At 59.9% G+C, this 21800-nt stretch carries 18 protein-coding genes; all 18 read left to right on the forward strand.

Translation table 11 applies throughout. The features are described from left to right. Nucleotides 1-42: 42 nt before the first annotated feature. The 18 genes from tsf to BLU71_RS00805 all read left to right on the forward strand — a co-directional run bounded on the left by tsf (nt 43) and on the right by BLU71_RS00805 (nt 21797). A complete protein-coding gene (gene tsf / locus BLU71_RS00720; protein ID WP_016771476.1) occupies nt 43-906 on the forward strand; it encodes a translation elongation factor Ts in 864 nt (287 codons plus the stop codon). A 208-nt stretch (nt 907-1114) separates the two neighbouring features. Further along, complete coding sequence (pyrH, locus tag BLU71_RS00725) at nt 1115-1858, forward strand: UMP kinase (protein WP_003222124.1); 744 nt, start codon at nt 1115-1117, stop codon at nt 1856-1858. Further along, nucleotides 1855-2412, forward strand: a complete 558-nt coding sequence (gene frr, locus BLU71_RS00730) for a ribosome recycling factor (protein ID WP_007954771.1) — start codon at nt 1855-1857, stop codon at nt 2410-2412. Before pyrH ends, frr begins: the two co-directional genes overlap by 4 nt. Nucleotides 2413-2426: 14 nt before the next feature. Then, nucleotides 2427-3182, forward strand: coding sequence for a polyprenyl diphosphate synthase (uppS, locus tag BLU71_RS00735; RefSeq protein ID WP_039762463.1), 756 nt, complete (start codon nt 2427-2429; stop codon nt 3180-3182). Next, nucleotides 3182-3988: a phosphatidate cytidylyltransferase gene (locus BLU71_RS00740; protein ID WP_065615286.1), complete on the forward strand. Its 807-nt coding sequence runs from the start codon at nt 3182-3184 to the stop codon at nt 3986-3988. Before uppS ends, BLU71_RS00740 begins: the two co-directional genes overlap by 1 nt. Then, a complete protein-coding gene (ispC, locus tag BLU71_RS00745) occupies nt 3985-5175 on the forward strand; it encodes a 1-deoxy-D-xylulose-5-phosphate reductoisomerase (protein ID WP_083352098.1) in 1191 nt (396 codons plus the stop codon). The genes BLU71_RS00740 and ispC overlap by 4 nt, the downstream gene beginning before the upstream one ends. Nucleotides 5176-5229: 54 nt before the next feature. Then, nucleotides 5230-6582 carry a sigma E protease regulator RseP gene (gene rseP / locus BLU71_RS00750; RefSeq protein WP_083352099.1) on the forward strand — a complete coding sequence of 451 codons (1353 nt, stop codon included), beginning with the start codon at nt 5230-5232 and terminating at the stop codon, nt 6580-6582. Between the two features lie 74 nt (nt 6583-6656). Then, nucleotides 6657-9047 carry an outer membrane protein assembly factor BamA gene (bamA, locus tag BLU71_RS00755; RefSeq protein ID WP_042606982.1) on the forward strand — a complete coding sequence of 797 codons (2391 nt, stop codon included), beginning with the start codon at nt 6657-6659 and terminating at the stop codon, nt 9045-9047. A 45-nt stretch (nt 9048-9092) separates the two neighbouring features. Further along, complete coding sequence (locus tag BLU71_RS00760; protein WP_003222140.1) at nt 9093-9596, forward strand: OmpH family outer membrane protein; 504 nt, start codon at nt 9093-9095, stop codon at nt 9594-9596. A gap of 3 nt (nt 9597-9599) precedes the next feature. Beyond that, nucleotides 9600-10655, forward strand: a complete 1056-nt coding sequence (gene lpxD / locus BLU71_RS00765; RefSeq protein WP_042606983.1) for a UDP-3-O-(3-hydroxymyristoyl)glucosamine N-acyltransferase — start codon at nt 9600-9602, stop codon at nt 10653-10655. A gap of 106 nt (nt 10656-10761) precedes the next feature. Further along, complete coding sequence (fabZ, locus tag BLU71_RS00770; RefSeq protein ID WP_016771469.1) at nt 10762-11202, forward strand: 3-hydroxyacyl-ACP dehydratase FabZ; 441 nt, start codon at nt 10762-10764, stop codon at nt 11200-11202. Next, the gene (gene lpxA, locus BLU71_RS00775) at nt 11199-11975 is read left to right on the forward strand and encodes an acyl-ACP--UDP-N-acetylglucosamine O-acyltransferase (RefSeq protein WP_064364255.1); all 777 of its coding nucleotides are present in this window, start codon (nt 11199-11201) and stop codon (nt 11973-11975) included. Before fabZ ends, lpxA begins: the two co-directional genes overlap by 4 nt. Nucleotides 11976-11977: 2 nt before the next feature. Then, nucleotides 11978-13108, forward strand: coding sequence for a lipid-A-disaccharide synthase (gene lpxB, locus BLU71_RS00780; RefSeq protein ID WP_042606985.1), 1131 nt, complete (start codon nt 11978-11980; stop codon nt 13106-13108). 11 nt (nt 13109-13119) lie between these two features. Continuing rightward, the gene (gene rnhB / locus BLU71_RS00785) at nt 13120-13746 is read left to right on the forward strand and encodes a ribonuclease HII (protein WP_042606986.1); all 627 of its coding nucleotides are present in this window, start codon (nt 13120-13122) and stop codon (nt 13744-13746) included. 76 nt (nt 13747-13822) lie between these two features. Further along, nucleotides 13823-17344 carry a DNA polymerase III subunit alpha gene (gene dnaE / locus BLU71_RS00790; RefSeq protein WP_083352100.1) on the forward strand — a complete coding sequence of 1174 codons (3522 nt, stop codon included), beginning with the start codon at nt 13823-13825 and terminating at the stop codon, nt 17342-17344. Between the two features lie 139 nt (nt 17345-17483). Beyond that, nucleotides 17484-18431 carry an acetyl-CoA carboxylase carboxyltransferase subunit alpha gene (locus tag BLU71_RS00795; RefSeq protein WP_016771465.1) on the forward strand — a complete coding sequence of 316 codons (948 nt, stop codon included), beginning with the start codon at nt 17484-17486 and terminating at the stop codon, nt 18429-18431. Between the two features lie 131 nt (nt 18432-18562). Continuing rightward, the gene (gene tilS, locus BLU71_RS00800) at nt 18563-19891 is read left to right on the forward strand and encodes a tRNA lysidine(34) synthetase TilS (protein WP_083352101.1); all 1329 of its coding nucleotides are present in this window, start codon (nt 18563-18565) and stop codon (nt 19889-19891) included. Nucleotides 19892-20165: 274 nt separating this feature from the next. Then, nucleotides 20166-21797, forward strand: a complete 1632-nt coding sequence (locus tag BLU71_RS00805) for a CTP synthase (RefSeq protein WP_016771462.1) — start codon at nt 20166-20168, stop codon at nt 21795-21797. The last annotated feature ends 3 nt before the right edge of the window (nt 21798-21800 follow it).

The raw sequence follows: 21800 nt of genomic DNA on the forward strand, positions 1-21800 counted from the left end.
TCGGGTGGAATGGTTGAAAACCTATCCAAGAGGAATTTGAAAATGGCAGCAATTACTGCAGCGTTGGTCAAAGAACTGCGCGAGCGTACCGGCGAAGGCATGATGGATTGCAAGAAAGCCCTGGAAAAGGCTGACGGCGACATCGAAAAAGCCATTGATGACATGCGTGCTTCGGGCGCCATCAAGGCTGCGAAAAAAGCCGGCAACGTTGCCGCTGAAGGCGCAATCGCCATCAAATCGAATGACAAGGCAGCCGTGCTGCTGGAAGTCAACTCGCAGACCGACTTCCTGGCCCTGCAAGACGATTTCAAGAACTTCGTTGCTGCCAGCGTAGAAAAAGCTTTTGACGAAAAACTGACCGACGCAGCTCCGCTGATCGCCGCTCAGGAATCGGCTCGTGAAGCTCTGGTTGCCAAAGTCGGTGAGAACGTCAACATCCGTCGTCTGGTACGCGTAGAGGGTGACGTTGTCGGCACTTACCTGCACGGTAACAAGATCGGTGTTGCTGTTGTCCTGAAAGGCGGTGACGTCGAGCTGGCCAAAGACATCGCGATGCACGTTGCTGCAAGCAACCCTGAGTTCCTGCTGCCTTCGCAAGTCTCCGACGAAGCGATCGAGCGTGAGAAAGCCGTGTTCCTGCAGCTGAACGAAGAGAAGATCAAAGGCAAGCCGGAAAACATTGTTGAGAACATGGTCAAGGGCCGTATCAGCAAGTTCCTGGCAGAAGCAAGCCTGGTCGAGCAGGCGTTCGTCAAGAACCCTGAAGTCAAGGTTGGCGAACTGGCCAAGAAAGCCGGTGCTGAAATCGTTTCCTTCACTTACTTCAAAGTAGGCGAAGGCATCGAGAAGCCGGTCGACAACTTCGCTGAAGAAGTTGCTGCCCAGCTGGCTGCCGCCAAGCAATAAGACGGTTTTTCAACTGTCGCCCGAAAGAGGCTGCCCGCTTACGCGCGCAGCCTCTTTTCAGATGGGTTACCAATTTTTATTTGGTTTCCACCCGGAACTGACTTACAAAGCCATGTTCCGATGGCGCTGCAGCAGCGCCAAGCTAGAGTGAACGCCAGCTGTAAACAGCTCGCAAAGAATTTTAAATACGCCGCAGGAGAGATTCGCAATGGCTCAGCAGGGCAGTGGTTATCAGGCTCGCTATAAACGCATTCTACTCAAGCTTAGCGGCGAGGCCCTGATGGGCTCGGAAGAGTTCGGGATCGATCCTAAAGTGCTGGACCGCATGGCGCTGGAAGTCGGCCAACTGGTCGGTATCGGTGTCCAGGTCGGTCTGGTGATCGGCGGTGGCAACCTGTTCCGTGGCGAGGCCCTGAGCAAAGCCGGTATGGATCGGGTCACGGGCGACCACATGGGCATGCTGGCCACTGTGATGAACGCTCTGGCCATGCGCGATGCGCTGGAACGTGCCAATATCTCGGCCATCGTCATGTCGGCCATTTCCATGGTCGGCGTAACCGATCACTACGATCGCCGCAAAGCCATGCGCCACCTGAACTCCAAGGACGTCGTGATCTTCGCGGCCGGTACCGGCAATCCGTTCTTCACCACGGATTCGGCAGCCTGCCTGCGTGCGATCGAAATCGACGCCGACGTTGTGCTCAAGGCCACCAAGGTTGATGGCGTCTACACTGCAGATCCGTTCAAAGACCCGCATGCCGAGAAGTTCGATCATCTGACTTATGATGAAGTACTGGATCGCAAGCTGGGTGTAATGGATCTGACTGCTATCTGCCTGTGCCGCGATCACAAGATGCCGCTGCGCGTATTCAACATGAACAAGCCCGGCGCCCTGCTGAACATTGTGCACGGCGGCGCTGAAGGGACTTTGATCGAGGAAGGCCAACAATGATCAACGAAATCAAGAAAGACGCCCAAGCGCGTATGCAGAAATCCCTGGAATCTCTGAACCACGCGTTCGGCCAGATTCGTACCGGCAAGGCTCACCCGAGCATCCTCGGCAGCGTCATGGTGCCTTACTACGGCACTGACACCCCGCTGAGCGGCGTTGCCAACGTCACCGTGAAGGACTCGCGTACCCTGCAGGTCGTGGCGTTCGAGCGCAACATGCTCGCTGCCGTCGACAAGGCGATCCAGAGCGCCGGTCTGAACCTCAACCCGACCAACCTGGGCGAGTTGCTGTTGATCCCGATGCCGGCCCTGACCGAGGAAACGCGTAAAGGCTTCACCAAGCAGGCCCGTAGTGCCGCCGAAGACGCACGCGTTGCCGTGCGCAACATTCGTCGTGACGCATTGGGCGAGCTGAAAAAACTGGTCAAGGACAAGGAAATCAGCGAAGACGAAGAACGTCGTGCCATCGCTGATATCGATAAGCTGACCAAAGAATCCGAGGCCCAGATCACCAAGGCCACGGACGAGAAAGAAAAAGACCTGATGGCCGTATAAGGGTCGAGCTTTAAATGGACAAGACCAAGCAGACTGCGCCGTCCGCGGTGCCGCGCCATGTCGCGATCATCATGGATGGCAATAATCGCTGGGCGAAAAAACGCTTTATGCCGGGTGTCGCCGGGCATAAAGCGGGCGTGGATGCTGTGCGGGCGGTGATCGAGGTGTGCGCTGAGGCCAAGGTCGAAGTCCTGACCCTGTTCGCCTTTTCCAGTGAAAACTGGCAGCGCCCGGCCGATGAGGTCAGCGCCTTGATGGATCTGTTCTTCAAGGCGTTGCGTCGTGAGGCCAAGCGCCTCAACGACAACAACATCAGCCTGCGCATCATTGGCGATCGGTCGCGCTTCCACCCTGAGCTTCAGGCAGCGATGCGCGAGGCCGAGGCCATGACCGTCGGTGCCAACCGCTTTGTCCTGCAGATCGCCGCCAACTATGGCGGCCAGTGGGATATCGCGCAGGCCGCGCAACGTCTCGCACGGGAAGTCCAGGCCGGGCACCTGCGCCCGGAGGACATCACCCCGGATCTGCTGCAGACGTGTCTGGCCACCGGCGATCTGCCGTTGCCAGACCTGTGCATCCGCACCGGTGGCGAGCATCGCATCAGCAACTTCCTGCTGTGGCAGCTGGCCTACGCCGAGCTGTACTTCTCCGACCTGTTCTGGCCGGACTTCAAACACGAAGCCATGCGCACCGCGCTGGCCGATTTCGCTTCACGCCAGCGTCGTTTCGGTAAAACGAGCGAACAGGTCGAAGCTGGAGCCCGGGTTTAATGCTTAAACAACGAATCATCACTGCACTGATCCTGCTGCCGATTGCCTTGTGCGGGTTTTTCCTGCTCAAAGGTGCCGGTTTCGCGCTATTCATCGGTCTGGTAGTCAGTCTCGGTGCCTGGGAGTGGGCGCGTCTGGCGGGCTTTACCGCGCAGTCGTTCCGCGTCGGTTTTGCTGCCGTGGTCGCTCTGATGCTGTTCGTCATGTATGTGCTGCCGGGGCTTGCTCCCTGGGTGCTCGGTGCATCGGTGATCTGGTGGGCGGTTGCCACGTATCTCGTGCTGACGTATCCACGCTCCAGCGCGCATTGGTCCACGGCGGCGACCAAGCTGCTCATTGGTCTGCTGATCCTGCTGCCTGCGTGGCAGGGCCTGGTGCAGATCAAGCAGTATCCGCTGGGTAACTGGTTGATCATGGCGGTGATGGTGCTGGTCTGGGGCGCAGACATCGGCGCTTATTTCTCCGGGCGCAAATTCGGCAAGCGCAAGCTCGCGCCGCAAGTCAGCCCCGGCAAAAGCTGGGAAGGGGTTTACGGTGGTCTGGCTCTGAGCCTGGTGATTACCGCGATTGTCGGGCTGGTGCGCGACTGGACTGTGGCCGAGCTGCTCAAAGGCTTGATCGGCGCTGCGGTGATCGTCTTCATTTCTGTGGTCGGTGATCTCACCGAAAGCATGTTCAAGCGTCAGTCCGGCATCAAGGACAGCAGTAATCTGCTACCCGGGCATGGCGGCGTGCTGGATCGCATCGACAGCCTGACCGCGGCCATTCCGGTGTTCGCCGTATTGCTCTGGATGGCCGCACCGTGAGTCGTCCCCAGCAGATTACGGTATTGGGTGCGACCGGTTCGATCGGTCTGAGCACCCTGGATGTGATTGCCCGCCACCCTGAGCGTTATCAGGTTTTCGCCTTGAGTGGCTTCTCTCGGCTCAGCGAATTGCTCGCGTTGTGCGTGCGGCATGTGCCGCAATTTGCGGTGGTGCCCGAAGGCGCCGCAGCGCGCGGGTTGCAGGATGACCTGCGTGCAGCCGGCTTGCCGACTCGCGTACTGGTCGGCGAGGAGGGCCTGTGTCAGGTCGCCTCCGCGCCTGAAGTCGACGCGGTAATGGCGGCCATTGTCGGTGCGGCCGGGCTGCGTCCGACCCTGGCGGCAGTCGAGGCGGGCAAGAAGATTCTGCTGGCGAACAAGGAAGCGCTGGTGATGTCCGGCGCTCTGTTCATGCAGGCCGTGCGCAAGAGCGGCTCGGTGCTGCTGCCGATCGACAGCGAACACAATGCGATTTTCCAGTGCATGCCCGCGGATTTCGCGCGCGGCTTGAGTTCGGTAGGGGTACGTCGGATTTTGCTGACAGCCTCTGGCGGCCCGTTCCGGCAGACGCCGCTGGCCGAGCTGGCGCATGTGTCGCCTGAACAGGCGTGCGCGCACCCGAACTGGTCCATGGGGCGCAAGATCTCCGTGGATTCGGCGAGCATGATGAACAAGGGGCTGGAGCTGATCGAAGCCTGCTGGCTGTTCGATGCCAAGCCGGACCAGGTCGAAGTGGTGATTCATCCGCAGAGCGTGATCCACTCTCTGGTGGATTACGTCGATGGATCGGTGCTGGCGCAGTTGGGTAACCCGGACATGCGCACACCGATCGCCAACGCCCTGGCCTGGCCGGAGCGCATCGATTCCGGCGTACCTCCACTGGATCTGTTTGCCATTGCGCGACTGGATTTCGAAGCGCCCGATGAAAGCCGTTTCCCGTGCCTGCGTTTGGCCCGGCAGGCCGCCGAAGCCGGTGACAGCGCGCCGGCGATGCTCAACGCGGCCAATGAAGTGGCAGTGGCAGCGTTTCTCGATGGACGGGTTCGCTACCTGGAAATCGCGAGTATGATCGAGGAAGTCTTGAATCTGGAGCCAGTGGTGGCGCTGAACGACCTCGACGCGGTATTTACGGCGGACGCGAAAGCGCGAATGCTGGCCGAGCAATGGTTGAGTCGGCACGGCCGATAGTTTTTGCAACACAATGGCGACACGCGACACTGAACAGGATTGCGGAGAAAGTAGATGAGCGCGCTCTATATGATTGCCGGCACCCTGATCGCCCTGGGTGTGCTGGTCACCTTCCACGAATTCGGCCACTTCTGGGTCGCGCGTCGCTGTGGCGTCAAGGTTCTGCGTTTTTCCGTGGGCTTCGGCATGCCGCTGCTGCGCTGGCATGACAAGCAAGGCACCGAGTTCGTGGTTGCCGCGATCCCGCTGGGCGGCTACGTCAAGATGCTTGATGAGCGCGAAGGCGAAGTGCCGGTCGATCAGTTGGATCAGTCCTTCAACCGCAAGTCGGTGCGGCAGCGTATCGCGATTGTCGCCGCCGGACCGATTGCCAACTTTCTTTTGGCCCTGGTGTTCTTTTGGGTGCTGGCCATGCTCGGCAGCGAGCAGGTGCGCCCGGTCATCGGTGCGGTCGAGTCCGGCAGCATTGCCGCCAAGGCCGGTCTGAATGCCGGTCAGGAGATTGTTTCGATCGATGGTGAACCCACGTCGGGCTGGGCTGCGGTCAATTTGCAGCTGGTTCGTCGTCTGGGTGAGAGCGGCGCCATTCAACTGCTGGTGCGCGAGCAGGGTTCGAGCGCTGAGTTGCCGCGCACGCTGGCACTGGATAACTGGCTCAAAGGTGCCGACGAGCCGGATCCGATCCGCTCGCTGGGCATTCGCCCGTGGCGTCCGGCATTGCCGCCGGTGCTTGCCGAGCTTGACCCGAAAGGCCCGGCCCAGGCAGCCGGGCTGAAAACCGGTGATCGGCTGCTGGCGCTTGATGGCCAGCCGCTCGATGACTGGCAGCAAGTGGTCGATACCGTTCGTACGCGTCCTGATACCAAAATCATGCTGCGCGTCGAGCGCGACAATGCTCAAATCGACGTCCCGGTGACGCTGGCGGCGCGCGGTGAAAGCAAAGCGCCGAGCGGTTATCTCGGCGCTGGCGTCAAAGCCATCGACTGGCCGCCGGAAATGATCCGCGAGGTCAGCTACGGCCCGCTGGCCGCGATCGGTGAGGGTGCCCGTCGCACTTGGACCATGAGCATTCTGACGCTGGATTCACTGAAGAAAATGCTGTTCGGCGAGCTCTCGGTAAAAAACTTGAGTGGACCGATAACCATTGCTAAAGTGGCGGGCGCTTCTGCCCAGTCGGGCGTCGCTGATTTCCTGAATTTCCTTGCTTATCTGAGTATTAGCCTGGGCGTTCTGAATTTGCTGCCCATTCCTGTACTGGATGGGGGGCATTTGTTGTTTTATCTGATCGAGTGGGTGCGTGGTCGCCCCTTGTCGGATCGGGTGCAAGGTTGGGGGATACAGATCGGTATCAGTTTGGTGGTCGGGGTGATGTTGCTTGCTCTGGTCAACGATCTGGGTCGACTGTAACGCTTCGCTGAATTGCGAATCTGCCGCATTTTGCGGCAGTTTGTTTATTGCCAGTTGGAATAAGAAAGGACTTCATGAAACGTCTGCTGCTAACTGCGGTTCTCACCGTATTGATGATCGCCGAAGTTCACGCCGAGTCCTTCACTATCTCTGATATTCGCGTCAATGGCCTCCAGCGGGTCTCCGCGGGTAGCGTTTTTGGTGCCTTGCCGTTGAACGTCGGCGAGCAGGCGGATGATCGTCGCCTGGTGGAATCCACTCGTGCGTTGTTCAAAACCGGTTTCTTTCAAGATATCCAGCTGGGCCGCGAAGGCAACGTTCTGGTCATCACCGTGGTCGAGCGTCCATCGGTCGCCAGTATTGAAATCGAGGGCAACAAAGCGATTTCCACTGAAGACCTGATGAAAGGCCTCAAGCAATCCGGTCTGGCCGAAGGCGAAATCTTCCAGCGCGCCACCCTCGAGGGTGTCCGTAACGAACTGCAACGTCAGTACGTCGCCCAGGGTCGCTACTCGGCCACCGTCGATACCGAAGTGGTCTCGCAGCCGCGTAACCGCGTGGGTCTGAAAGTGAAGATCAACGAAGGTACGGTTGCCGCCATCCAGCACATCAACGTGGTAGGCAATACGGTATTCCCTGAGGAAGACCTGACCGACCTGTTCGAACTGAAAACCACCAACTGGCTGTCGTTCTTCAAGAACGATGACAAATATGCCCGTGAAAAACTCTCCGGTGACCTGGAGCGTCTGCGTTCCTACTATCTGGACCGCGGCTACATCAACATGGACATCGCTTCGACCCAGGTGTCGATTACCCCGGACAAGAAGCACGTCTACATTACCGTCAACGTGACCGAGGGTGAGAAGTACACCGTTCGTGACGTCAAGCTCAGCGGTGACCTGAAAGTTCCTGAAGACCAGGTCAAGTCGCTGTTGCTGGTGCAGAAAGGCCAGGTGTTCTCGCGCAAGCTGATGACCACCACTTCCGAGCTGATCACCCGTCGTCTGGGTAACGAGGGTTACACCTTCGCCAACGTCAACGGCGTGCCTCAGCCGCACGATGACGACCACACTGTGGACATCCTCTTCGCTGTCGATCCGGGCAAGCGCGCCTACGTCAACCGCATCAACTTCCGTGGCAACACCAAGTCCGAGGACGAAGTGCTGCGTCGTGAGATGCGCCAGATGGAAGGCGGCTGGGCTTCGACCTACCTGATCGACCAGTCCAAGACCCGTCTGGAACGTCTGGGCTTCTTCAAGGAAGTCAACGTTGAAACCCCGGCCGTGCCAGGTGTCGACGACCAGGTTGACGTGAACTACGCGGTTGAAGAACAGGCTTCCGGTTCGATCACTGCCAGCGTCGGTTTCGCCCAGAGTGCCGGTCTGATCCTCGGTGGCTCGATCACCCAGAACAACTTCCTCGGTACCGGTAACCGCGTCAGCATCGGCCTGACCCGCAGCGAATACCAGAGCCGCTACAACTTCGGCTACGTTGACCCCTACTGGACCGCCGATGGCGTGAGCCTGGGTTACAACGCGTTCTACCGCACCACCGACTACGATGAACTCGATGCCGATATTTCCAGCTATGCGGTAGACAGCCTCGGTGCCGGCGTCAACGTCGGTTACCCGATCAGCGAGACTTCGCGTCTGACGTTCGGTCTGTCTGCCCAGCAGGACAAGATCAACACCGGTCGCTATACCGTTGACGAGATTTTCGACTTCGTTAAAAAGGAAGGCGATCAGTACCTGAACTTCAAGGCGTCGGCCGGTTGGTCCGAGTCGACGTTGAACAAGGGTGTTCTGCCGACCCGTGGCCGTTCCCAGAGCCTGACTCTGGAAACCACCATCCCGGGCAGCGACCTGTCGTTCTTCAAACTTGACTACCGTGGTCAGCTGTTCCAGCCGATCACCGAAAACTACACAATGCGGCTGCACACCGAACTCGGTTACGGCGACGGTTACGGCTCGACTGACGGCTTGCCGTTCTATGAAAACTACTATGCCGGTGGCTTCAACTCGGTACGTGGCTTCAAGGACAGCACTCTGGGCCCACGCAGTACGCCGAGCCGCGGTGCAGCTGAAACGGGTAATACGGGGACACTTCGTGACCCGGATCAGGATCCGCTGCCATTCGGCGGTAACGTATTGATTCAGGGTGGTGTCGAGGTTTTGTTCCCGCTGCCGTTCGTGAAAGATCAGCGTTCTCTGCGGACCTCGGTATTCTGGGACGTGGGTAACGTATTCGATTCCAAGTGCGACAAGACGACCAACGCGAGCGCCGGTTCGACTTCCAGCACTCAGTGCAACGACATCAGTCTGAGCAACATGGCCAGTTCCGTCGGTGTCGGCGTGACCTGGGTCACCGCACTGGGGCCTTTGAGCTTCGCCCTGGCGATGCCGATCAAGAAACCGGATGACGCTGAAACTCAAGTGTTCCAATTCTCCCTCGGCCAGACGTTCTAAGCGTCTGACCCAAGACAACGACAATGGATTTTGTAGGAGTGCATCGTGCGTAAGTTGACTCAATTGGTTCTCCTGGCCTCCGTACTGGTGGCAGGCCCGGCGTTCGCCGACATGAAAATTGCCGTGCTGAACTATCAGATGGCACTGCTGGAATCCGACGCGGCGAAGAAATACGCCGTGGATGCCGAGAAGAAGTTCGGTCCGCAACTGACCAAGCTGAAAACCCTGGAAAGCAGCGCCAAAGGCATTCAGGACCGTCTGATGGCCGGGGGCGACAAGATGCAGCAGGGCGAGCGTGAGCGTCTGGAGCTGGAATTCAAGCAAAAGGCCCGCGACTTCCAGTTCCAGTCCAAGGAACTGAACGAAGCCAAGGCCGTTGCCGACCGCGAAATGCTCAAGCAGCTGAAGCCGAAACTGGACAGCGCTGTGGAAGAAGTCATCAAGAAAGGTGGTTTTGACCTGGTGTTCGAGCGTGGCGCAGTCATCGATGTCAAACCTCAGTACGACATCACGCGCCAGGTTATCGAGCGCATGAATCAGCTGAAGTAACCCATGACCGTAACTATCAGGCTCGGCCAGTTGGCCGAGCACCTCGGCGCCACCCTGCGTGGCGACCCCGAGACGCAAATTACTGGGCTAGCCACTTTGCAAGAGGCTGGCCCAGCTCAGTTGAGCTTTCTGGCAAATCCCCAATACCGTAAATACCTGGCCGGTTCACAGGCCGCTGCGCTGCTGCTCAAGCAAGCGGACGCTGAAGGTTTCGCCGGTAATGCCCTGGTGGTGCCGGATCCTTATCTGGCCTACGCGCGTATCTCGCATTTGTTCGATCCAAAGCCAAAAGCTGCTGCGGGTATTCACCCGACGGCGGTCATTGCGCCGGACGCGGTAGTTGATCCGAGTGCCAGCATTGGCCCGTTCGTGGTCATCGAAGCCGGTGCTCGCGTTGCGGCACAGGTGACGCTGGGCGCGCATTGCGTGGTCGGCGCTCGCAGCGAGATCGGTGAGGGCGGCTGGCTGGCTCCTCGCGTCACGCTGTATCACGACGTACGCATCGGCAAACGTGTGGTGATTCAGTCCGGCGCCGTGATCGGTGGCGAGGGCTTCGGCTTCGCCAACGAAAAAGGCGTCTGGCAGAAAATCGCCCAGATCGGTGGCGTGACCATCGGCGACGATGTCGAGATTGGCGTGAACACCGCCATCGACCGCGGCGCCCTGGCCGATACCGTGATCGGCAACGGCGTCAAGCTCGACAACCAGATCCAGATTGCGCACAACGTCCAGGTCGGTGATCACACCGCCATGGCCGCCTGTGTCGGCATCTCCGGCAGCACCAAAATCGGCAAGCACTGCATGCTCGCCGGTGGTGTCGGTCTGGTCGGCCACATTGATATCTGCGACAACGTTTTCCTGACCGGGATGACCATGGTGACCCACTCGATTACCGAGCCGGGCGCCTATTCTTCCGGCACAGCCATGCAACCGGCGGCCGAATGGCGCAAAAGCGCGGCCCGCATCCGTCAGCTTGATGACATCGCGCGACGGTTGAAACAGCTGGAAAAGCGCGTAGGGGAAGTGACCCCTGACGGCAATGCTTCATCTGATGGCTGATACCATTTCCATATCAAGTGTGCACAGCCTCTAGACTGCCTCCTTGATTTGCTAGAGGAGTGCGCGTCAGTCGCGCTCCCAATCTTTACATAGGCTTTCCCCTGAAATGATGGACATCAACGAGATTCGCGAATACCTGCCTCACCGTTACCCGTTCCTGCTGGTGGACCGGGTGGTGGAACTGGACACTGAAGGCAAGCGAATTCGCGCCTACAAGAATGTCAGCATCAATGAACCGTTCTTCAATGGTCACTTCCCTGCGCATCCGATCATGCCGGGCGTGCTGATCATCGAAGCGATGGCTCAGGCTGCCGGGATCCTCGGTTTCAAGATGCTCGACGTCAAACCGGCCGACGGCACCCTGTATTACTTCGTCGGTTCCGACAAGCTGCGCTTCCGTCAGCCAGTCAAGCCGGGCGACCAGTTGATTCTTGAAGCGACCTTCATCAGCTGCAAGCGCAAGATCTGGAAATTCGAGTGCCAGGCTTCGGTCGATGGCAAGCCGGTCTGCTCGGCGGAAATCATCTGCGCGGAACAAAAAGTATGAGTTTGATTGACCCTCGCGCAATCATCGATCCGTCCGCCGTTCTGGCTGACGGCGTCGAGGTCGGCCCGTGGTCGATCATCGGCGCAGGTGTGGAAATCGGCGAGGGTACCGTGATCGGGCCGCATGTGATCCTCAAGGGGCCGACCCGCATTGGTAAGCACAATCGCATCTACCAGTTTTCTTCGGTAGGCGAAGACACCCCGGATCTGAAATACAAAGGCGAGGAAACCCGCCTGGTGATCGGTGACCACAACGTCATCCGCGAAGGCGTGACCATTCACCGTGGCACCGTTCAGGATCGTTCGGAAACCACCCTGGGTGATCACAACCTGATCATGGCCTATGCCCACATCGGTCACGACAGCGTCATCGGCAATCACTGCATTCTGGTCAACAACACTGCGCTGGCTGGCCATGTGCACGTTGACGACTGGGCGATCCTCTCCGGTTTCACCCTGGTGCATCAGTACTGCCACATCGGCGCGCACAGCTTTTCCGGCATGGGCACGGCGATCGGCAAGGACGTTCCGGCGTTCGTCACCGTGTTCGGCAACCCGGCCGAGGCGCGCAGCATGAACTTCGAAGGCATGCGCCGTCGGGGTTTCAGCGAAGATGCGATCCACGCCTTGCGCCGTGCCTACAAGACCGTCTACCGCCAGGGCCTGACGGTCGAGCAGGCGCTGGCCGAGCTGGTCGAGCCGTCTGCGCAGTTCCCTGAAGTCGCCGTGTTCCGCGATTCGATCCAGGCATCGACCCGCGGCATCACCCGCTGATCATGGCCAGTCTGCGTATTGCGCTGGTGGCGGGTGAGGCTTCCGGTGACATTCTCGGCGCCGGCCTTATGCGCGCGCTCAAGGCACAACATCCGGCGATCGAGTTCATCGGTGTCGGCGGGCCGCTGATGCAGGCCGAAGGCCTGACCTCGTACTTCCCCATGGAGCGCCTGTCGGTCATGGGCCTGGTGGAAGTGCTCGGTCGGCTGCGTGAATTGCTCAAGCGCCGCAAGGACTTGATTGCCACGCTGATCGCCGCCAGGCCGGACGTGTTCATCGGCATCGACGCGCCGGATTTCAACCTCAATATCGAACTCAAGCTGCGTCAGGCCGGGATCAAGACCGTGCATTACGTCAGCCCGTCGGTGTGGGCGTGGCGGCAGAAGCGGGTGCTGAAGATCCGCGAAGGTTGCGATCTGATGCTCACGCTGTTGCCGTTCGAAGCGAAATTCTACGAAGAGAAGGGCGTGCCGGTACGTTTCGTCGGTCACACCCTCGCCGATACGATTCCGCTCGAGGCTGACCGCGCCGCTGCACGTGCCGAGTTGGGTTTGCCCGACGGCCCGCTGGTGGCACTGATGCCGGGCAGCCGTGGCGGTGAAGTCAGTCGCCTCGGCGCACTGTTTCTGGATACTGCCGAGCGCCTGCGAGGCATGCGTCCGGGCGTACGCTTTGTCATTCCCTGTGCCAATCCGGAACGCCGCGTGCAATTGGAAGCGCTGCTGGTCGGCCGCGATTTGCCGGTGACATTGCTCGATGGTAAATCGCATCTGGCCCTCGCCGCGTGCAACGCCGTGTTGATCGCATCGGGCACTGCTACCCTTGAAGCGCTGCTGTACAAGCGGCCGATGGTGGTGGCGTATCGATTGGCGCCGCTGACATTCTGGATTCTCAAACGCATGGTCAAGAGCCCCTACGTGTCGCTGCCCAACTTGCTCGCCCAGCGCTTGCTGGTGCCGGAGTTGTTGCAGGATGATGCGACTGTCGAGGCGTTGGCGCAGACGCTGTCGCCATTGATCGAAGGCGGAGAGGAACAGACCCGCGGTTTCGACGAGATCCACCGCACGCTGCGGCGCGATGCTTCCAATCAGGCGGCGGACGCCGTCCTTAACCTGATCGGCAAACCACAATGAGCAAGACAAGCATGCAGATGGGCCTCGATTTCACCCTGGTCGCCGAAGTCGAAGAACTGGTCGCCGGTGTCGATGAAGTGGGTCGTGGCCCCTTGTGTGGCGCGGTGGTGACGGCGGCGGTGATCCTCGATCCGAACCGGCCAATCCTCGGCCTCGACGATTCGAAGAAGCTCACCGAAGCCAAGCGTGAAAAGCTTTACGACGAGATCTGCGAAAAGGCCCTGAGCTGGTGCATTGCCCGCGCCGAGGTCGAAGAAATCGATGATCTGAACATTCTCCACGCCACCATGTTGGCGATGCAGCGTGCGGTCGCTGGCCTGCACGTTCAGCCGAAACTGGCGATGATCGATGGCAACCGCTGCCCGCATCTGCCGATGCGCGCCGAAGCGGTGATTCAGGGTGATGGCAAGGTTCCGGCCATCGCAGCGGCGTCGATTCTGGCCAAGGTCAGTCGCGATCGCGAGATGGCGGCATTCGAATTGATCTACCCGGGCTACGGCATCGGCGGCCATAAAGGCTACCCGACGCCCGTTCATCTGGAAGCGCTGGCGCGGCTCGGCCCGACGCCGATTCACCGCCGCTCGTTCGCCCCGGTCCGCCTGGCTTATGAGGCGCGGGAAAGCCTCACGCAGGTTTAGGCACAAGGCTGATGTTTTATTCGAGGCCCGGTACAATCCGGGCCTCGTTGTCTCTATGTAACTGGACAGGATCACTATGCCGGCTTCATTCGTTCATCTACGCCTGCACACTGAGTACTCCCTGGTCGACGGGCTGGTGCGGATCAAGCCCCTGGTCAAGGCGCTGACCGCCATGAACATGCCGGCGGTCGCGGTCACCGATCAGAACAACATGTGTTCTCTGGTCAAGTTCTATAAAAACGCCATGGGCGCCGGCATCAAGCCGATCTGCGGTGCCGACCTGTGGCTGGCGAACAAGGACCCGGATGCGCCGCTGAGCCGCATCAGCCTGCTGGTGATGAACGCTCAGGGTTATCGCAATCTCACCGAACTGATCTCCCGCGGCTTCATCGAAGGCCAGCGCAACGGCATGGTCATCGTCGAGCGCGAGTGGGTGGCCGAGGCCAACGAAGGCCTGATCATGCTGTCCGCCGCCAAAGAAGGCGAGATCGGCATGGCGATGATCGGCGGCAATCCGGCGGAAGCCGAAGTGCTGACGCGCGAGTGGATGGCGGTGTTCCCGGATCGCTTCTATCTGGAAATCCAGCGCACCAACCGTCCCAACGATGAAGAGCAACTGCACGGCGCCGTGGCCCTGGCCGACAAACTCGGCGCGCCGCTGGTGGCGACCAACGATGTGCGCTTCATCAAGCAGGAAGACTTCGCCGCCCACGAAACCCGCGTGTGTATCGGTGAAGGCCGCGCACTCGACGATCCGCGCCGCTCAAAGAATTACAGCGATCAGCAATACCTGAAAAGCGCCGAGGAAATGCTCGAGCTGTTCAGCGATATTCCCGACGCCATCGAAAACACCGTCGAGATCGCCAAGCGCTGCAACATCGACGTTAAGCTGGGCACGCACTTCCTGCCCAACTTCCCGATCCCCGATGGCATGACCATCGACGAATATTTCCGCAAGGTTTCCTTCGAAGGTCTCGAAGAACGCCTGGCGGTGCTGCTGCCCAAGGACACCACCGAAGACTACGAAGCCAAGCGTCAGGTGTACGTCGATCGCTTGAATTTCGAGCTGGATATCATCATCCAGATGGGCTTTCCCGGTTACTTCCTGATCGTGATGGACTTTATCCAGTGGGCCAAGAACAACGGCGTACCGGTAGGTCCGGGCCGTGGGTCGGGTGCCGGGTCGCTGGTGGCTTACGTACAGAAGATCACCGACCTCGACCCGCTGGAATATGACCTGCTGTTCGAACGTTTCCTCAACCCGGAACGGGTTTCCATGCCCGACTTCGACGTCGACTTCTGCATGGACGGTCGCGACCGCGTGATCGATTACGTGGCCGAGAAATACGGTCGCAACGCGGTGAGCCAGATCATCACCTTCGGTTCCATGGCCGCCAAGGCTGTGGTGCGCGATGTGGCGCGGGTGCAGGGCAAGTCCTACGGCCTGGCGGATCGTCTGTCGAAGATGATTCCGTTCGAAGTCGGCATGACCCTGGAAAAAGCCTACGAGCAGGAAGAGATCCTGCGTGACTTCATCAAGGTCGATGAAGAAGCGGCGGAAATCTGGGAGATGGCGCGCAAGCTCGAGGGCGTGGTGCGTAACGTCGGCAAACACGCCGGTGGTGTGGTGATCGCACCGACCAAGCTGACCGACTTCTCGCCAATCTATTGCGACGAGGCCGGCGACGGTCTGGTGACCCAGTTCGACAAGGACGACGTTGAGGCAGCCGGTCTGGTGAAGTTCGACTTCCTCGGCCTGCGTACGCTGACGATCATCGACTGGGCGCTGAAAACCATCAACCGCGACCGCGCCAAGGTCAACGAGCCGCCGCTGGATATCGCTTTTATCCCGCTGGACGACAAGCCGACCTACCAGTTGCTGCAAAAAGCCGAAACCACGGCGGTGTTCCAGCTTGAATCCCGCGGCATGAAGGAGCTGATCAAAAAGCTCAAGCCCGACTGCCTGGAAGACTTGATCGCACTGGTGGCCCTGTTCCGTCCGGGCCCGCTGCAATCGGGCATGGTGGACGACTTCATCAACCGTAAGCACGGGCGCGCCGAGCTGGCCTATCCGCACTCGGACTACCAGTACGACGGCCTCAAGCCGGTACTGGCGCCGACTTACGGCATCATCCTGTATCAGGAACAGGTGATGCAGATTGCCCAGGTCATGGCCGGTTACACCCTCGGTGGTGCGGACATGCTGCGTCGAGCGATGGGTAAGAAAAAGCCCGAGGAAATGGCCAAGCAGCGCGGCGGTTTCATTGAAGGTTGCGCGACCAACGGCATCGACGCCGACCTTGCCGGTAACATTTTCGACCTGGTGGAAAAATTCGCCGGTTACGGCTTTAACAAGTCCCACTCCGCTGCCTACGGCCTGGTGTCGTACCAGACCGCCTGGCTGAAAGCCCACTACCCGGCGCCGTTCATGGCCGCGGTACTCTCGGCGGACATGCACAACACCGACAAGGTCGTGACCTTGATCGAGGAAGTGCGCACGATGAAGCTGCGTCTCGACGCGCCAGACGTGAACACTTCGGAGTTCAAGTTCACGGTGAACGACGACGGCCGTATCGTTTATGGCCTCGGCGCGATCAAAGGCGTCGGTGAAGGCCCGGTGGAAGCGATCACCGAAGCGCGTCAGGCCGGTCCATTCAAGGATCTGTTCGATTTCTGCGCGCGGGTCGACCTCAAGCGCATCAACAAACGCACCCTCGATGGCCTGATTCGCAGCGGTGCGCTGGATCGCCTCGGCCCGTATTTCCATGACGAGCAGAAAGCCTATCAAGCCAACATCGACCGCAACCGCGCGGTGCTGCTGGCGGCGATGGAAGAAGCTATCAAGGCGGCCGAGCAGACTGCGCGTACTCACGACAGTGGTCACGCCGATCTGTTTGGCGGTTTGTTCGTCGAAGAAGATGCCGACGTTTATGCATCCCATCGCAAGGCCAAGGAGCTGACCCTCAAGGAACGTCTCAAGGGTGAAAAAGACACCTTGGGCCTGTACCTGACCGGTCACCCGATCGACGAGTACGAAGGCGAGATTCGCCGCTTCGCCCGTCAGCGCATCATCGACCTGAAACCGGCGCGCGATACGCAGACTGTGGCGGGGATGATCATTGCCCTGCGGGTGATGAAGAACAAGAAGGGCGACAAGATGGGCTTCATCACCCTCGACGACCGTTCCGGGCGGATCGAGGCGTCGCTGTTTGCCGATGCGTTCCATTCCGCGCAGTCACTGCTGCAGACCGACGCGATGGTGGTGGTCGAGGGCGAAGTCAGCAACGACGACTTCTCCGGCGGCCTGCGCCTGCGGGTCAAACGCGTGATGAGCATGGAGGATGCGCGGACCAACCTGGCCGAAAGCCTGCGCCTGAAGCTGCACACCCAGGATCTCAAAGGCGATCAGCTACGCTGGTTGGGCGAACTGCTCAAGCGTCATCGCGGCGCGTGCCCGGTGACCATGGAGTACACCAGCCCGGATGCGAAGACCTTGCTGCAGTTCGGCGAGACCTGGCGGATCGACCCGGCGGATGCCTTGATTCAAGCCCTGCGTGACCAGTTCGGGCGAGACAACGTCTTCCTCCAATACCGTTGACCGGCAAGTGCCATCATTGCGCTTGCCCGCAACCTGAATTTTTAATCTCGACCTCAGCGCGCCTCTCCCTTAAGGTAGGGCGCGAATAGACAACCGGCCGGCCCAAGCTCACTTGGGACACGACCCAAGACGGACGCCTATGAACCCGAATTTTCTAGATTTCGAACAGCCGATCGCCGACCTGCAAGCCAAGATCGAAGAGTTGCGCTTGGTCGGTAATGACAATTCGCTGAATATCGGCGATGAGATCTCCCGCCTGCAGGACAAGAGCAAGACGCTGACCGAAGACATTTTTGGCAAGCTGACCAGTTGGCAGATCGCACGCCTGGCGCGTCACCCGAAACGCCCTTACACCCTCGACTACATCGAGCACATCTTCACCGAGTTCGACGAGTTGCACGGCGACCGTCACTTCTCCGACGACGCTGCCATCGTTGGCGGTATCGCCCGTCTGGAAGACCAGCCGGTGATGATCATCGGCCACCAGAAGGGCCGTGAAGTACGCGAGAAAGTCCGCCGCAACTTCGGCATGCCGCGCCCGGAAGGCTACCGCAAGGCCTGCCGCCTGATGGAGATGGCCGAGCGCTTCAAGATGCCGATCCTGACCTTCATCGACACCCCGGGTGCCTACCCGGGCATTGACGCCGAAGAGCGCAACCAGAGCGAAGCGATCGCCTGGAACCTGCGCGTGATGGCGCGTCTGAAAACCCCGATCATCGCCACCGTGATCGGTGAAGGTGGTTCCGGCGGCGCACTGGCCATCGGCGTCTGCGATCAACTGAACATGCTGCAATATTCGACCTACGCGGTGATCTCGCCGGAAGGTTGCGCTTCGATCCTGTGGAAAACTGCCGAGAAAGCGCCGGATGCCGCTGAAGCAATGGGCATCACCGCCGAGCGTCTGAAAGGCCTGGGTATCGTCGACAAGGTGATCAGCGAGCCACTGGGCGGCGCCCACCGTGATCCGGCTGCGGCGGCTGCGTCGATCCGCGCCGAACTGAGCTCGCAACTGGCGATGCTCAAGCAGTTCGATAACGAAGCGCTGCTCAAGCGCCGTTACGATCGCCTGATGAGCTACGGTCTCTAAGTCGAGCGCTACCCCTTGTAGGAGTGAGCCTGCTCGCGATAGCGGTGTAACATTCAACCCATGTGTTGGCTGTCACACCGCTATCGCGAGCAGGCTCACTCCTACATTTGTTTTGGGGCAAAGAGTTAGATATGGGTCAGTCCATGAGTGATTTGCCGTCGCAGCTTCTGCTGAACCTTGAGCCCTGGCGCAACGCCGCTCACTGGCGCGTCGCCTTCTCGGGCGGCCTCGATTCCACCGTCCTCCTGCATCTGCTCGCCACTCTGGCGAAAACCGAATCCCTCCCAGCGCTAAGCGCCATTCATATCCACCACGGCCTTCAGGCTGCGGCCGATGCATGGCCGCAACATTGCCAGGCCATTTGCGAAGCGCTGGATGTTCCTTTGCACGTGGAGCGGGTAACCGTGAAGGGCGGGGCGAGCCTGGAGCGGGCGGCGCGGGATGCGCGTTATGCCGCGTTCAATTCGCTGACGCAGACCAATGAAGTGCTTCTGACCGGCCAACACCGCGACGACCAGGCGGAAACGCTGCTGTTTCGCCTGTTGCGCGGAGCCGGCGTACGTGGGCTTGGCGGGATGCCGCAGCAGCGCCCGGTGGGGAAGGGCATGCTGGTGCGACCGTTGCTGGATGTCAGCCGCGCTGAGCTGGAAAGTTATGCACAGACACATCAGTTGCGCTGGATCGAAGATCCGTCGAATCAGGATCGGCAGTTTTCGCGCAACTATCTGCGTCACCAGATCATGCCGGTGCTGACCGAGCGCTGGCCGCAGGCGCAGGCGAGCATGGCGCGTACGGCGGCGCATCTGCGTGAAGCGCAGGGCTTGCTTGATGAGCTGGCGCAGATCGATCTGGCGCAGGCTGAAACTTCACATGAGTTTGATTGGCTCGGCGTGCCATCCCTGGCGCTGGCGCCGTTGGCAGCGCTGGCTGACGCGCGCCAGCGAAATGCCCTCAGCCACTGGCTCGAACCGTTGACCCGGCTGCCAGACGCTGACCATTGGTCGGGCTGGATCGACCTGCGCGATGCCAGCGCCGACGCCGCTCCGATCTGGCGGCTGGCCGACGGCGAATTGCACCGCAGCGCCGGCCGCATCTGGTGGCTGAGTGGTCATTGGCTGCGCCTACCAGTGATCGGCGCCGACTGGCAGACCCCGAGGTCAGCGCTACGCTTGGCCGATAACGGGCGCGTCATGTTTCACGGGCAAGCTCCATTCGGGCCTTTGCGCATTGCCTATCGGCAGGGCGGTGAGGTCATGCAACTGGCCGAGCGCGGTCGTCGTGATCTCAAGCGTCTGCTCAATGAGCGCGCGGTGCCGGCATTCGTGCGTGGCAGATTGCCGCTGCTGTTTCGTGGCGAAGAATTGCTCGCGGTGGCGAACCTGTCGGGTCTCGACGGTCAGATGCACGAAGGCTGGACATTGCACTGGCAGCCAACAGACGAAGATCAAGGTTTGAGCTGAAAGGAGCATTCCGGTAGACTACGCTCCCTTCTTGATACAACTTCTGTGGATTCGCCTGAATTGCAGGAGTTGCCGATTACCAAGCAGTCTTTGCTGGGCGATTCCAAAAAATGTGTAGCGAGCAACGTACCGGTGTTTCATCTGCCGGTCTGTCACAACGCGGCGGTTTTTTCGAAAGGTGCACTGTGATTAATGCAGGTGATCGGGGGCTTCGGCCTTCCTTCGCTTTCCCCGGCGGCTCGTTCCGCTTTAACGCAGACTTCTAGGGTTTTTCATGACGCGCTACATATTCGTCACGGGCGGTGTTGTTTCTTCATTGGGGAAAGGCATTGCCTCGGCTTCATTGGCGGCTATCCTGGAGGCGCGGGGGCTTAAGGTCACCATGCTGAAGCTGGATCCGTACATCAACGTCGATCCAGGCACCATGAGCCCGTTCCAGCACGGTGAAGTGTTCGTCACCCACGACGGCGCCGAGACCGACCTGGACCTGGGTCACTACGAGCGGTTCATCCGCACGACCATGACCCAGAACAACAACTTCACCACCGGCCGCGTCTACGAGCACGTGCTGCGCAAAGAGCGCCGTGGCGACTACCTGGGTGCAACCATCCAGGTGATCCCGCACATCACCGACGAAATCAAGCGCCGCATCATCAAGGGTGCCGGTGATGCAGACGTGGCGATGGTCGAAATCGGTGGCACCGTCGGTGACATCGAGTCGCAACCGTTCCTCGAAGCCATCCGCCAGCTGCGTTTCGAAGTCGGCGCCAAGCGCGCGATGCTGATGCACCTGACGCTGGTGCCGTACATCGCCACCGCCGGCGAAACCAAGACCAAACCGACCCAGCACTCCGTCAAGGAACTGCGTTCGATCGGTCTGCAGCCAGACGTGCTGGTCTGCCGTTCCGATCACCCGATCGACGTGTCCTCGCGTCGCAAGATCGCGCAGTTCACCAACGTTGAAGAGCGTGCGGTGATCGCGCTGGAAGACGCCGATACCATCTACAAGATCCCGGGCATCCTGCACTCGCAGGGTCTGGACGATTTCGTCGTCGAGCGTTTCGGTCTGCAATGCGGCAGCGCTGACCTGTCCGAATGGGACGCAGTGGTCGATGCCAAGCTGAACCCGGAACACGAAGTGACCATCGCCATGGTCGGCAAGTACATGGAATTGCTCGACGCCTACAAGTCGCTGATCGAAGCGATGAGTCACGCCGGCATCAGCAACCGCACCAAGGTCAACTTGCGCTACATCGATTCCGAAGACATCGAAAACCAGGGCACTGCGCTGCTCGAAGGTGTCGACGCGATTCTGGTGCCGGGCGGCTTCGGTCTGCGTGGCGTGGAAGGCAAGATCACTGCCGTTCAGTACGCTCGCGAAAACAAGGTTCCGTACCTCGGCATCTGCCTCGGCATGCAAGTGGCGGTCATCGAATTCGCTCGTAACGTGCTGGGCTGGAAAGACGCCAACTCCACCGAGTTCGATCGTGCCAGCGGTCATCCGGTTGTCGGCCTGATCACCGAGTGGGAAGACGCCACCGGCGCTGTTGAAGTGCGTACCGAAGCGTCCGATCTGGGCGGCACCATGCGCCTCGGCGCGCAGGATTGCCTGCTCGAGCCGGGCTCCAAAGTGCACGATTGCTACGGCAAGGATGTGATCGTCGAGCGTCACCGTCACCGTTACGAAGTGAACAACAACCTGCTGCCGCAGATCATCGAAGCCGGCCTGAAAATCTCCGGTCGCTCCGCCGATGCTGCGCTGGTCGAAGTGGTTGAAGCGCCGGATCATCCATGGTTCGTCGCCTGCCAGTTCCACCCTGAGTTCACCTCGACCCCACGCGACGGCCACCCGCTGTTCAGCGGTTTCGTCAAAGCCGCGTTGGCTCAACACCAGAAGAAGGCGTAACCC

The sequence above is a fragment of the Pseudomonas moraviensis genome, assembly GCF_900105805.1.
Classification (GTDB): Bacteria; Pseudomonadota; Gammaproteobacteria; order Pseudomonadales; family Pseudomonadaceae; genus Aquipseudomonas; species Aquipseudomonas moraviensis_A.